Consider the following 14311-nt stretch of genomic DNA (forward strand, 5'->3'; position numbering starts at 1 on the left):
ACTCTAAAAATCAATTAATAATCAAAATACCAGTTAAAGATATCAGCCCTCAAACCTACAGAAAACCAGGTCGTATTTTCTTTAAAAGTAGTTGCTGTGTCCATCTTCGGGTTAAAGTTTCGGTACACCAAACCAGCAAAAAGCTTCAGGTTTGTTGACGGATTGATGAGATAACCAGCCTGCAAGTCTGCAATAAGAATCGTTGTCTCGTTTCCTTGGCCCGTCTTGACTCCGGTATCAAAAGGTCTTCCGATTTCATAGTCCTTATAAATATTCCCTCCGTAATTGAAATTATTGTCTTCGGTATCGAAATCTAAGCCTCTTTTACCGTATGTCAATTTCGCATCGGCAAACCATCTTCCTTTGAAATATCTAGCCACTGCGATAAACTCCTTGAAATTGCCTCCCCATTGATGCCCCATGCTTTGGTTGCTATGCGCATAATTCGTCAAAGGATCGCTATGGGCATACACATACGGACGCACGTGATTGTATTCCAACTGCAGCAATAGGTTATCAATATTAAAAGCATCGAAATATTTCGCACCTAATTGGTAGCCAAACTTATTTTTCCAGCTTTTTTCTCCTGCTTTCATGTCTGAAACTGAAAATTCATCCAGCAAGAACTGTCCGTAGAACTGAATTTGATTGCTGAATTTGTATTTTGATGTCAGCCCCAAAAGCGCATTCCCGCTTTTTGACGACGATGAAAATTCAACCGCTCTGTAAAAAATTATCGGGTTTATAAAACTAGCATCAAAACCACGGTCATTTTGGTTCGACCATACTACGGATTCAAAGAAACCAAGATTCCATCTTTTTGTTATGTTCCAGCTCAGGTAGTGGTTTGCCATGAATTTTGTAGCATAGGTATTGTCTTCCGTAGCTTCTTGGCGCACGTCCTTCAGCCACATATATGTATTCGTATATTTTATCTTCCAAAAACGGGTATTGATTTTAAAGAAAGGATACGGACTAGTTCCATCGCCTTGCAATAGCGAACGGTATCCGTCGCCTAAAAAATTCCTGCCATAACCCAGCTGCAGATTAATGAATTCGCTCGGAGTATATGTAATGTTGGCTTCCGCCATTGGAAAATCATACGCATCTTCCTTGAATCGCTTAGCTATTCCAATTCCAGGAATAACAGCCGGATTTCCTCCAGAAGGCTTTATAGATTCGACATAACGATTATAGTAATCGGCAAAACGGCCTTGACTTTCGTAGATTGTTGTCGTAAAGCTTAACTCTTTACCTATCTCTCCTTGAACTTGAATACCGCGGGTGTTCTGATAGGTGTAATTTGCCTGGCTTGGATCGCTTTTCCCCAATCTCAAATCCAAGATAGGATTCATCGTAAACCAATAGCCTTCACCTTGAATCGCTACGAGGTTTTCATTCCACAATTTTCTTCCCCACCAGCCTTGCTTGTTTTTTTGGATGGCTTGATTGGCCTGATTCAGATCATAATATTTTGAAACATCAGCATAGGTATATGGCTTAGACGCCGTATGATTATTCGCTCCTACTTGATTCAAAGCCCTGTCGAATTGCGCATACAAGCTATGCGAAAAAGGAATATTCAGATGGCTTTCCAACTGCGGATTGTTGAATTTCTTATAGATGATGCTATCAAATTCCGTAAGCTCCTTGCTTCTGTCTTTGATAATAGAATTTGTTTTTTCTTTTTCAGCAGCAAACACAACCGCTTCTTGCTTTTCTAATGGAATGGCAATCTTGATCGTATATTTTGCATACGTAGGATTTCCGTTATACGTAGCCGGCTTTATCTTGGGCAGCTGAGCAAAAACTCTTTTGCTTTCGTCTGCCAATGAAGCATGGACCGCATCTACATACTGCACTTTAAAAACTCCTGCCGTATCTACTTCAAAAAGGACGATGACCTTACCGACATACTTTTTATCTGTAACCTCTTGTGGGATCTTGAAATTGTTAAACACAAAATCCTGCAGCTCGTTGTAAAAGCAAGCTTCTAGATCTTTCGACTGCTGTCCTTCACACTTTGGAAAAACAGGAAACTGCTCTCTTTCTCCAATTCTATTTTGAGCCAATAGGGAATGGCCGCATAAAAGCAAGATGGCAATCTTTAGGATGTTTTTCATGTCTCGTCTTGCTTGTCGTTTAATAATCGCTATCTGCGGCTTCTCCGTTTGCAATCGCTTTCGCAGAGGAAGTTCCGATTCTTTTCACGCCCAATCGAATCATTTCTTTGGCTTCTTCATGGGTTCTTACACCTCCTGCTGCTTTTACCGGAAGCGGCGACGCATTCTCCAGCATCATGATGATTCCAGAAACTGTGGCTCCGTTCGGAAGGTTGTTTTCTGTCTTATAAAATCCTGTCGATGACTTGACAAAAACAGAAGCATAGTTGTCTTCTGAGAAATTGGATATCACTACATTTTTCACCAAGCAGGAAAGATGCATAATCTGCTGGCTGTTCAAGGCCGCAATTTCGATAATCCATTTTACGATCTTATGATTGGAAAGTCCCAATTGGGTTCCTTTTAGTACCTCTTCTTTTACCAGATCGATTTCTCCTTTTTTGAAGGCTTCATAATTGCATACAAAATCCAGCTCGTCGGCACCATCCTCCACTGCTTTTTGGGCTTCTTCCAACTTATGCTCTAAAGAATAATTCCCTTCTGGAAAACCGATAACCGTTCCGACCAAAACTTTTGATCCGGCATTAACAATCATTTTTTTTGCCAGCTTGACTTGATCAGGGCGAATCATGATCAGCTTAAAGCCTTCATCAATTGCTTCTTGCACAAAGCCTTTGACAATCACTTCGTTTTCTGCTTCGCTGATTCCTGCCTGTTCAGGCGTCTTTAGGTAGGTTGAATCTAAATATTGCTTGATATCCATATGATAAAAATAAAAAAATCCCACCGAAGCGGGACATTTTCAGATTAATTTTTAAATCTTTTATTGTAAAGCGCCATTATTGCTAGTCCTAGTAACGCGCCAATCGTATTCGCAATAGCATCTTTCAAATCTGCCTGCCTATTTTCGGTAAAAAGAGACTGACATACTTCGATCAATATCCCGAAAGAAACAGAAAGAAAAAACACGGAAAGAAAAAGCGTCCTTGTATTTTGTATGCTTGATTTCAGGTACTGAAACCATAAGATTGAAAAAACGGCATAAAAGCAGAGATGTACAATCTTGTCGGCTTGGTCGACGTTAACTACTGGAACTTCTGTCATGCTCACCAAGCAGGCTACTGTAATGGAAATAGTCCAAAAAAGTGCCAAGATGAGAAACAGCGTTCTTTTTTTGTTAGGCTCCAATTAGGCTTTTATATGCTTCGCTATCCAACAAACCTTCCACTTCAGAAGCGTCAGAGATTTTCACTTTTACCATCCAACCGTCACCATAAGGATCTGTGTTTACTTTTTCAGGAGAAGTTTCAAGCGTTTCGTTAAATTCAACGATTTCGCCAGAAAGCGGCAAGAATAAATCCGATACGGTCTTTACGGCTTCTACTGTACCAAAAACCTCATCTTTATCTAATGTCTGGTCAAGAGTCTCAACCTCTACATAAACGATATCTCCTAATTCTTTTTGTGCAAAATCTGTAATTCCTACAGTTGCGATATCGCCTTCAATACTTACCCACTCGTGGTCTTTTGTGTACTTTAAATTTGCTGGTATATTCATTGTTTGTTGTTTTGGGCAAATGTATTATTAACTTATAAATTTTTAAAATGTTTTCGACATTAATTTCCAAAGTTATATCGCAATGTGAAACCAGAGCGGATATTGGTCAATGGGAAAGAAGTCGAGATTACTGCTTTTGAGAACGAATGGTCGTAATAGAATATCGCTGTCAGGTTTTTGCTGAATGCGTAATCTGCTGTCAATTTCAGCGACCAGATATTCTGTCCTCCAGCAAGCTGGTTGTTATCATAGTCTAGATATCTTACGATTGTATTTGCTTTTCTTAAAGAGAAATCGGCTTTGATATTGATATCGCTTCGAATCGTATTTGTCGGGTTGTCTGCCAATTGCGACGTGATCACGACATCTTTGAATCGATACCCTAGACCGATAATGTACTCCATTCCTTTTACTTCCGTCAAAAGGTTGTTGTCAAAACTCATGGAAAGCGTTCTGTCTTTTTTAACCTCAGCCAACACCTTGAACGAATTCTTCATCTCAAAATCGACTCTTACCAGTGGATTAAACTGTTCTACAAGGTTGACATTCGAAATGATTGTCTTGCTCAACAAGTTACCGCTTGCATCAACCGCATCACGGTTTTGGTCGTACTCAAAATTAGAACGGAACGAGTTGATCGTATACGATGCTCTATAGCCGTGCTGTAAAGAGAAACGCTTGAATCGGTCTTTAAAGAATTTATAGCGCATCAATCCGTTGTATTTCACATTCCAGTTTGGAATCGGCACATTTCTGAAAGCACCTAACGAAATTCCGCCAGCATCTGCTCCTGTATAGGCTGCCAAGAACGAAGGCAATAATACTGACTGGCTGTTTTTTCCGAAACCGACAGGGAAACCGTCTGTTGTTCTAGGGAAATCAGAAGTTCCGTAATAGTTGGTTGCCAAACGATCTGCTACAACAAGTCGATTGGTTCTGAAATCATCAAAAGCCGCTGATGAATTCTCATCGCTTTTTCCGAACGACGTCTTGATCATTACCGTCGAGATCGAGAAGTTACCATAATTGTAAGGCGATCTTGAATGGTAGTTACCGTCAGCCGCATCAAATTGCTCCGAGAAGTTTTCTGTATACGAACGGTCTGCTGTCAAGTCGATCTTAAAGTCAGGGAACAAATCTACGTTTGCAGTTATGTTCAATACTTTAGAAGAAACCTGCGTAAAGTTTTGGTTGAATTCTTCATAATTCGTCAACCAGCCTCTTTTTGCTGCTTCGTATCGAATATCAGCCTGGCTACCTAAAACGAATCCTAGTGAAGGTTTGGTCGTTCCTAAGAAACCTACGCCTGGCGTAAATCCTGGCAGTACTGTACCTTCATTTTGTGTATAGTTAATCTGTACGTTCTTAACGCTGGTCAAGACGCCAATCAATCCATCCATGAATACGCTGTTGCCAGATGTTGGCGGCTTATTCGTATTTGTGATTTTTTCGCCTGGTTTTGGAGGCGCTTGTGTTGCTGGTCTTGTTGCCGTTTTTGGCTTTTTAGTCAGTCCGATATATTTATACAACACATCCATATTCAAGGCTGTATTCAATCGGTGCGCTCCTGCATTTTGGATGGTATTTCCTAAACTAAAGACTTCGCCACCAACCTCAATATTCGCCATCGCATCGGTTGCACGCTGCCAGCTGTAATCACCTGTATACGAATACGTCGATTTTATAAATCCAAGAGCTGGAATTTTGTTCAACGGCAAATCATAATTAACAACCAACTGCTGCATGTGCTGGTTGGCCTCACCAATATTCCAGAAATCATCCCAGATGGTAAAGTCTTCCATCGGAACTCCGTTCTCATCTAAATAATTACGGACAATATTATTAGTAGAAGCTGTATAATTAATCTTCAATGCTCTGGTCAGGTTATAGTTGAAACCGTACTGGTAGTTGAACATATAATTTCTTCTGTACAACGGCGTCAATCCAATTCCTTGAATATCTACGTCTCTATATTCTTGCTTGTTGTATTGTCTGATAATATTCGAGCTGAACGAAATCGTAGAAGGCAGGTAATTAAAGTTGAAGTCGCTCAACAGTTTCCAATACTGGCTTTTCTTCATGAATTTTGTCTTCTTGAACGGCTCGACTGCTTTTGGCTGGAAGGCAAAAGTATAATCGACAGACGTTCTTACTTGCTGGTCTAGCAAGTTCTCGATTTCATAATCATGGTGCTCTGTTTCGTTGAATGAATATGACAACGTCAAATTCTCTGGGTCATAGAAGTGCGGCTTCTGCTCTGCTCCTCTTTCTTTTTTGACACCGATAAAGTTGATACTTTTTCGCTTCGTATAATCAATCGCTCTGCTTTCGATGTTGCTTCTTTCAGCAGCATCGGCAGTATTATCTAATAACTGATCCAAACGAATATCTTGGTTGAACGGATCGTATTCTGGAGTAATCTTTTCTTCACCGATCGCATAGTTGAACGGAAGGTTGATGCCCCATTTCTTAGGAAGCAGCTTGCCTAAATTCACGTTCGTCACGATATCATATTGCTTGATGTCTTCACGGCTTCTTTCGTTCGGGCCTTGCTCTAACGAACCGAAACCTTGCGTACTCATTCTACCTGTTGCAGAAATGGTTGCAAAATCGGCCAAGTTACTATCCAAACTTGCGATAGCTGCCATTCCGCCTTTGTTGTCCATATCTGCCAAACGAAGCTCATTGAACCAAACCTCTCCGCGAATATCATCGGTATGGCGGTTTTTCAAACCAACCATCAAGGTTCTTACCAATCCGAAGTTAGGATTTCCTTTGATACCTAATCGCAATGGGTTCACTCTTCCGGCCAATGAAGGATCTAATGCAAAATCGTCTACGTATTTAACTCCCAAGGCATCTTCAACCAACAAGGTGTTGTTCGGATCCATGGCTAAGATTTTCAGCTTCGTCAATAATGACAACGCCAAGTCAATCTCATTCGCTTCTGGCCAGACTTGTTCTGCTGAGAGCGACTGGTTTTGCGGCGTTACTTTTAATGGAATCTCTACTTGGTAGAAGTTCTGCGTAAAGTCATTACCAAAACGGATGAAGGCTACCATCTGGTCATCTATCAAAGGCTGCACGTCTGTAGGCACAGGAAGCGCTTCAGCATGCAAGAACATTTTTAATTTCTTGAACTGACGCATGTCAACGCTTACGTTTTTAAAGACACCTCTAGAATCTCCTGGCTCCAAACCTCCCAATCCTGGAAGACCTGGGCTTGCTTTGGTCACTCGTAGAGAAAGCGACTGCTCGTTTTGGTTTATGATAGTGTTGCTGTTATACAACTGCTCTCTCACAACTCCCGGAGGCGTAACATATTTGATTGGAGAACGATCTCCATTTTCTTGAATGTTTACGGCCAATACATCCAAAGCGGTATCATCAGCATTGTTGATGTCGTCGTCTTGTTCGTTTGGATCTAATGTTTTCACATATCGTCTCCATTCCCCACGAACTAAGTCTAAAGCTCCGAAACGCAACGTCACTTGGTCGTTAAATCCGGTCACGAACATTCTCATAAAACGGATCGATCTGAAGTCTGAAATGCTTCCGACCGTATTTTCTGGCTGCGATACTGGAATCTTGAACTGAATCCAACGCGCTCCCGTAGTTTCTTGTCCAGGGATGCTTGCCGTAGTTTCTCTAATATCGGTAATGTATGGATTAGAACCTACAACCATGTTAGGCTGTACGTCAATGCTGTATTCGTAATACGCATTGATTTCGTTCATCGTATTGTCTCTGTTGATATCCTCTGTATCTGGCAAAGTTGTAGAACCTCTGTTTGTATCGCTCAAATCTACCGGCGAGTTTCCTTGAACACCGTTGTAGTTTTTGTAACGCTGGATAACATCACCCGTAGCGCTTAAGAAATACTGGTAGTTATCTGCCGCTGGATCGGGATTAGAGGCAAAAGCAGGAAATTGCGCTGCTTCTTCTGCATCGTTCAAACCGTCGAAACCGACATCTTGGAATTGTCTGTTACCGTTGTTGGTATCAAATGCATAAATCAAAGATTGCGAAATCGGAATCTTACCCCAGATGGTAGAAAACGTTTGCTGTGTTGAACCGGCACCTGGAAGTCCATTCTCGTATTGCTTTCTTCCGTCTTTTAATACGTCTTCCGAAATCTCTCCAAGGTTGAAATATACTTTTCCTGTATTGGCCGGATTGGCAGAACCTCTCTGGTCATTATAATACGGATCCAGAAGCCAGAATTGGATATACTCCACATTCGACTGCTCAAAGTTCGTAGAGTTGATCGCCCTCATGATACCTCCAAAGTTATCGACTGCCTGTTCTGGCGTGAAACTGTTGGTGGCTTGCGCTTGAGGATTAAAGTTATAAGGACCTCTTTCGCGAGGGAAATACGTCAAGTCTAATGTATTGATAACGGTCTGTTGTCCTACGGCAATATCCGTTACAGGGAATAGCTCTCGGCTATAAATCCTTCTGGTGCTGTACAGCTTCAGGTCGTCTTCAGTAACGCCGCCCGGTCTTTGTACGTAGAAAGTCGGATCGATAGAATACCAAGCCAGTTTCGCTCTTTTGAAACCGTAGTTTATCGTCGTCAAAGAACCTCCAAAATCATTATAGTCGCTTATCGTAGGTTTTTCTGGTACGCTCGAAAGGCTCCATGCAAACGGAGAACGCATATCGATTGTAGTCTGCGATCCTTCAAAATCGTCTACATATATAGTAGATTCTCCTTGGAATTGATCTGCTTTCGGGGTATCTGGCTTTAAGTAGGCAATCTCTCCCCTAAACGAGATATTCGAAGGAACATCGGTATCCACATTCGGCAGCTTGTTTACCAATCGCGTCAAGAACGGAACTTCTGTAGAGAAGTTGGTATTTAAGCCTATGATTGTATTGTTTACAGATTCTTGTCCGTAGTTTGATTTTTGCGTAAATGGTCTTTCGCTCATTTTCAGCAAGGTCGCACCAACAATAAATTTATCATTGAATTTATGCTCTACGTTAACCCCGAAGAATCTTCGCGTCTGCTGTCCGAAAACAGAATTGTTTTCTAACGAGATTTCAATCGGTGTTGATTGTAGTGACGCATCTAGGATGTTTACTCTACCCAATTGGTAGTTTACGGTATAGTCAACGCCTTCTACTAAAACTCTTCCTCCAGCAGTTACAGTAACCGAACCTTGCGGTACGTTGAACGCACCAATCGCAATTCCGTCGCCGCTGGTCGATTTGAATTTTCCTTTTAATTGGAACTTGTTCTTGTCGCTATCTTGAAGTGCGGCAGCCTGCGTGCTGCGATACATCGTTCTGTAAACGTATTTGTTTTGGTTGCCGTTGTAGTTTCCTATAGCTGGCGCGTCGTAATCTTCCGTTGGGCTGGTTCTCAATTTGTTGAAAAGGTGCTCCCCGAAAGGCTCTACTGTGGTAAAGATGATCCTGCCGTTTTGCTGGTCGACCGTAAGTCCTGGCACGAAATCGAAGAATCCATCACCGTTAGGCTGCGGGTCATTCGTGTAATTCAGCCTGTCGACGTTGAAAACACGCAATAAAGGTGTTTGTTCTACATCGGGCGGCAATGGGTTAGACGCTGCTGGAGAAGCTGGCGTAATATAGTTCAACGGAGAAGGATCCGTGTACATGATGTTCAGTTTGAAATCTTCCTGCTCTAATTGGTATGCACCTGGCAGCGAATAGATGTTTTTCATCATCAAATTCCACACCGGCTTGTTTACGTTGGTCAGGTTGCTTTTCAGCATTTTCAAGATCAAGCTTTGTGTTGTCGGAATTCCGTCGCTTACTTGCGTAGCATCTACTCCGTCTGTACCAAATTCACCTACTTGATACACTTGGTCTCCGATCGTATATTGGTAGGCAACTGCCAAGACCTCATCATTTGAAAGTCGTTGCGAAAGGGAGATATAACCCAATTGCGGATGGAACGTAAATTCGTTTGCTGCTAGTTTTCTTGCATTCTCTAATTTAGAGTAGTCTGTTCCTTCGCTTACCGTAACGCCTGTAAATCCGGAACTCGCTGTAGAAATCTCACGGATGTTGGAGTTTAAGACTCCAGTCGTTCCAATCTTCCCTGGGTCAAATCGGTTGTTCGAGTTTTTTGACGGCGTATTCGCAGCGGCAGTAAAGAAGCCTGCAGGAACTGGCGTAACCGATACGACTTCGTTATCGTTTTGCCCCGTCAATTGTGCTTCTCCTAAATCTTGAAGCGCGATAATGTTTCTTAAGTTGTTGTCTGTAGTGCTGACTCTGTTTTGGCGGTTGGTCACCCAAACCTCAATTCTTGTAATCTGCACACGGCTGTCGATCAAAGGATAATTTCGGAGCGACCTGTCGTATTGGTTTCTAAAATATTGGGATAAGAAGAAGTGTCTGTCGGCATCATAGTCCAAAGCAAACAATTCATATTCTTGTACCGTTCCTCCGCCTTGGGCCGTAACCGTTTTGGTTTGTGATTTTTGCTCGGAGAAAATTCCAGTAATCGTAGTCTTTCCAAACTGGAATTGCGCCTTAACCCCGAAAAGGCTTTGCGCACCACGAATCAACGTACTGTTTAACGGCAAGCTTACGTTACCGACTTCGATTTTCTGTATGATATCGTCTTCTGTCGGAGTATATTCTAATTTGATTAAGTTCTGGAAAGCAAAGGTCGATTCGGTATCGTAATTCGCATTTACATTCAGCCTTGTTCCGACTTTACCGGTAAGGCTCATGCTGATTCTTTGGTCGAAGTCAAAAGTGGTTGTCGACCTGTTTCTAGGCGACAGGGAAGGGTTGTCTTGTTTGGTGTGGCGGATTCCTAAATCCATCTCCACAGAACCCGTCGGTTTTACGTCGATCGTGTTTCCTCCAAAAATAGTCTCAAAGAAACTGGAATTGACATAGTACCGGGGCAATAGGTCTTTTTTCTTGGCATCGCTGCCGTCTTTCTTGCCATCTATGGCATCTGATTTTTCCTTGAAATACTTGCGCATCGATTCTCTCAGCACCAATTCTTCATACTCTTCTGGCGTAAGTACTACAGGATAATTTATATTAAAACCGTTTACGGTATTGGTATAAATATAACGATTGGTAATCGGGTCATACGTGTATGCCTCAATAATACTAGGTGGGTTTTTAAGTTCGACTTTTCCTACCGAATATCCAGTTTTAGTAGTATCCTGAACTTCCTCATCTTCTTGTGCTTGTATGGTTACACTAAAAAATAACGAAATCAGCCATAGGCTAATTTTCAAGTTACAGGTAATGCCTTTAGTATAGTTTGTTTTCAAGTATTATAAGTTTTTTAAGGCTTGTTTAATAATGTTTTCAATGCTTGCATTTGGATTTTCCTTAACAATCTTTTCTACAGTTTTTTCCGCCAATTTTCTGTTAAATCCAAGAACTTCCAAAGCAGATAACGCTTCGTCTTTGTTTGTATTGTACTCTGAAATAGAAACTTCATCTAAATCATACACTTTTAACACTTTGTCCTTCAAATCCAATATGGCTCGCTGTGCTGTTTTGCTTCCGATGCCTTTAATAGACTGTATGGTCGCCACATCTCCCGAAGCTATGGATTGAATGATCTGTTTTGGCTCTAAAGAAGAAAGCATCGTTCTGGCAATGCTGGCTCCGATGCCGGAAACAGACAAAAGCATCTTAAAGATTTCTCTTTCTGATTTTTCGGCAAATCCAAACAGTGTATGCGCGTCTTCTTTGATCTGAAGATACGTGTAAAGCTTGATGTTTTCTGTATCGGGAAGTAAAGAATAGGTATGAAGCGAAATATTGATATGATAACCCACTCCGCCGCAGTCAATAACTACGTCTGTTGGATTCTTTTCCACTAATTTTCCTTGTAAATGCGCTATCATCAATTGTTAAATAAATCCAAATGTAACGAAAAAGTTTTATTGTGCCTCATCTAATTGCTTATCAGCAGAAAAATACGCTAAAAATTCACTTTTATAGATTTGTGCTTTTTTTCTTTCTCTTGTGCATCCACGACTGCAACGGCTGCCATGTTCACCATTTCTTCCACACTGGCTCCCAATTGGAAAATATGCACCGGCTTGTCCATTCCCATCATGATGGGCCCGATAGACACAACTTTATCTAATTCTTTCAGCATTTTGTAATTGATGTTGGCCGATTCCAAATTAGGAAAAATCAGGGTGTTGACTTTTTTGCCTGCTAATTTAGAAAACGGGAATTTTTTCTGCAACATCTCTGGATTCAATGCAAAGTCGGCTTGGATTTCTCCGTCTACGGTCAAATCTGGATAGTATTTGTGAAGGTACGAAACGGCTTCGGACACTTTTTGGGCGCTCTTGTCGTTAGACGAACCAAAATTAGAGAACGACACCATCGCAATGACCGGTTCCATACCAAACAGGCGTACCGTTTTTGCCGTCATCAAGGCAATCTTTGCCAAATCGTCGGCGGTAGGGTTCGGATTGATAGCGGTATCCGAAAGAAAGATAGGGCCTCTCTTGGTCATCATCATGTTGGTGGTGGCAATTCTGGAAACGCCAGGCGCTTTGTCGATAAGCTGCATCATCGGCTTCACGACAGACGGATAGCTTCGCGAATAGCCGGTAACCAACGCATCGGCTTCGCCTTCATTGACCATCATTGCCGCAAAATAATTTCTTTCGCGCATCCACTTTTGGGCATCGAGCAAGCTCGTTCCTTTGCGTCTTCTGGATTCCCAGAACGAATTGGCATAGCGCAATCTTCTTTCGTCTTCTTCTGAAGTCTTTGGATCGATAATCACGACATCGGCATCAAAGCCTAATTCGTCTTTTAGTTCTAGGATGATCTCTCGGTTTCCGAGAAGAATCGGGATTCCTATTTTTTCTTCCAAAACAATCTGGGCCGCTTTTAATACGTCCAGGTGATCTGCTTCTGCAAAAACCACGCGTTTTGGATCGGTCTTGGCACGGTTGGCCAACAGACGCACCATCTTGTTATCAGAACCCAGACGTTCCATCAATTCTTCTTCGTATTTTGCCCAGTCGTGTATCGGATTAAGAGCGACACCTGATTCCATCGCTGCTTTAGCAACAGCAGGCGCTACAACCGAAATCAATCTCGGGTCAAATGGTTTTGGAATGATGTAATCTCTTCCGAAAATCAGCTTGGTTTCTCCGTAAGCAATGTTTACCTGCTCCGGAACGGATTCTTTTGCCAATAAGGCTAATGCTTTTACCGCAGCCATTTTCATGGCTTCGTTGATTTTTGTAGCACGAACGTCAAGCGCTCCTCTAAATATATAAGGGAAACCTAATACGTTATTCACTTGGTTAGGATGGTCAGAACGTCCTGTAGCCATGATGATATCTTCGCGCGTATCGATAGCCACGTTATAATCGATTTCTGGAATCGGGTTGGCCATGGCAAACACGATCGGGTTGGCTGCCATTCCTAATAACATTTCTGGCGACATGATGTTTCCGGCAGAAAGTCCAAGAAACACATCGGCACCTACCAAGGCTTCTTGCAAGGTGATGTTTTTAGGCCCTTTTGAATATCTTTTCTGTAGGTCAGACAAGTCGGTTCTGTCGGAAGAAAGGACACCGTCTTTGTCGAACATGATGATATGGTCTGGGTTGATGCCCAACAACACATATAAGTTGGCGCAAGCCAAAGCAGCCGAACCGGCTCCTGAGACTACGATCTTTACATCTTCTATTTTTTTATCGGCTAATTCTAGGGCATTGAGCAATGCCGCAGAAGAAATGATTGCAGTTCCATGCTGGTCGTCGTGCATTACCGGAATGTTCAATTCTTCTACCAGCCTTTTTTCGATTTCAAATGATTCTGGCGCTTTGATGTCTTCCAGATTGATTCCTCCAAAAGTCGGCGCTATATTTTTCACGGTTTCGATAAACTTTTCGATATCTTTTGTATCTACTTCAATGTCAAAAACATCAATATCGGCAAAAATCTTAAACAGCAATGCTTTTCCTTCCATTACTGGTTTTGAGGCTTCCGGACCGATATCCCCTAATCCTAAAACGGCGGTACCGTTTGAGATTACGGCCACCAGATTTCCTTTGGCTGTATATTTATAAACGTTGTTTACGTCTTTTACGATTTCTAGGCAAGGTTCGGCAACGCCAGGCGAATAGGCCAATGACAGATCTCTTTGAGTTGCGTATGCTTTTGTAGGAACCACCTCGATTTTCCCCGGCGATGGCTTTGCATGATATAATAACGCTTCTCTTCTTTTGCTGTACTTGTTCATCTTTGTATATTTTATTCGGACTTACAAAGGTAAAAGTCTGAATGAAACTGAGAAACTTTTAATGCTATTCTTTTATAAAGTTTATTGTCCCTGCTTATTAGGATTTTTTTTATAAAACTATAGCGGCTTCAAAAAGACTTTTGTTTGACAGCAGCCCTTACTTGCTTTCTGAAAAACGGCCTGTCTCTTTATGCTTTTTACGGGAAGATGGGCATAAAAAAGCGCAAAACCCTGCATGGAACTGATGCGGTGCACTATAGCATCTTATCCAATGCATACAACATCAGTGGGGTTCTGTATAGCATTTAGTAGAATACCGTATGATAACAGCGGCATTCCGTACAGCATTCTATAAAATGCTATACGGAGTCAGTGCGATGCTATATAGCATGATGCTGG

The 14311-nt window shown here is 41.8% G+C and carries 7 protein-coding genes; all 7 read right to left on the reverse strand.

Features of this window, described 5'->3' with window-relative positions:
• Positions 1 to 14: 14 nt before the first annotated feature.
• The 7 genes from GGR22_RS05225 to GGR22_RS05255 all read right to left on the reverse strand — a co-directional run bounded on the left by GGR22_RS05225 (position 15) and on the right by GGR22_RS05255 (position 13912).
• Positions 15 to 2123 carry an energy transducer TonB gene (locus GGR22_RS05225; protein ID WP_182492831.1) on the reverse strand — a complete coding sequence of 703 codons (2109 nt, stop codon included), beginning with the start codon at positions 2121 to 2123 and terminating at the stop codon, positions 15 to 17.
• A 19-nt stretch (positions 2124 to 2142) separates the two neighbouring features.
• Positions 2143 to 2886: a deoxyribose-phosphate aldolase gene (deoC, locus tag GGR22_RS05230; protein ID WP_182492832.1), complete on the reverse strand. Its 744-nt coding sequence runs from the start codon at positions 2884 to 2886 to the stop codon at positions 2143 to 2145.
• A 44-nt stretch (positions 2887 to 2930) separates the two neighbouring features.
• Positions 2931 to 3311, reverse strand: a complete 381-nt coding sequence (locus tag GGR22_RS05235; RefSeq protein WP_170148747.1) for a VanZ family protein — start codon at positions 3309 to 3311, stop codon at positions 2931 to 2933.
• Positions 3301 to 3681, reverse strand: coding sequence for a glycine cleavage system protein GcvH (gcvH, locus tag GGR22_RS05240; RefSeq protein ID WP_121375292.1), 381 nt, complete (start codon positions 3679 to 3681; stop codon positions 3301 to 3303). Before gcvH ends, GGR22_RS05235 begins: the two co-directional genes overlap by 11 nt.
• 59 nt (positions 3682 to 3740) lie before the next feature.
• Positions 3741 to 10952 carry a T9SS outer membrane translocon Sov/SprA gene (gene sov / locus GGR22_RS05245; protein ID WP_182492833.1) on the reverse strand — a complete coding sequence of 2404 codons (7212 nt, stop codon included), beginning with the start codon at positions 10950 to 10952 and terminating at the stop codon, positions 3741 to 3743.
• 3 nt (positions 10953 to 10955) lie between these two features.
• Entirely contained in the window at positions 10956 to 11537 is a 582-nt protein-coding gene (gene ruvA / locus GGR22_RS05250) for a Holliday junction branch migration protein RuvA (protein WP_121375294.1), read from the reverse strand.
• Positions 11538 to 11614: 77 nt separating this feature from the next.
• Positions 11615 to 13912: an NADP-dependent malic enzyme gene (locus tag GGR22_RS05255; RefSeq protein ID WP_121375295.1), complete on the reverse strand. Its 2298-nt coding sequence runs from the start codon at positions 13910 to 13912 to the stop codon at positions 11615 to 11617.
• Between the last annotated feature and the right edge of the window lie 399 nt (positions 13913 to 14311).

This window comes from Flavobacterium gossypii (genome assembly GCF_014138495.1).
GTDB lineage: Bacteria > Bacteroidota > Bacteroidia > Flavobacteriales > Flavobacteriaceae > Flavobacterium > Flavobacterium endophyticum.

Coding starts and splice junctions, on each gene's coding strand:
- ruvA (WP_121375294.1), bottom strand. CDS start 11,537: ATGATAGCGCATTTACAAGGAAAATTAGTGGAAAAGAATCCAACAGAC.
- gcvH (WP_121375292.1), bottom strand. CDS start 3,681: ATGAATATACCAGCAAATTTAAAGTACACAAAAGACCACGAGTGGGTA.
- GGR22_RS05225 (WP_182492831.1), bottom strand. CDS start 2,123: ATGAAAAACATCCTAAAGATTGCCATCTTGCTTTTATGCGGCCATTCC.
- GGR22_RS05255 (WP_121375295.1), bottom strand. CDS start 13,912: ATGAACAAGTACAGCAAAAGAAGAGAAGCGTTATTATATCATGCAAAG.
- deoC (WP_182492832.1), bottom strand. CDS start 2,886: ATGGATATCAAGCAATATTTAGATTCAACCTACCTAAAGACGCCTGAA.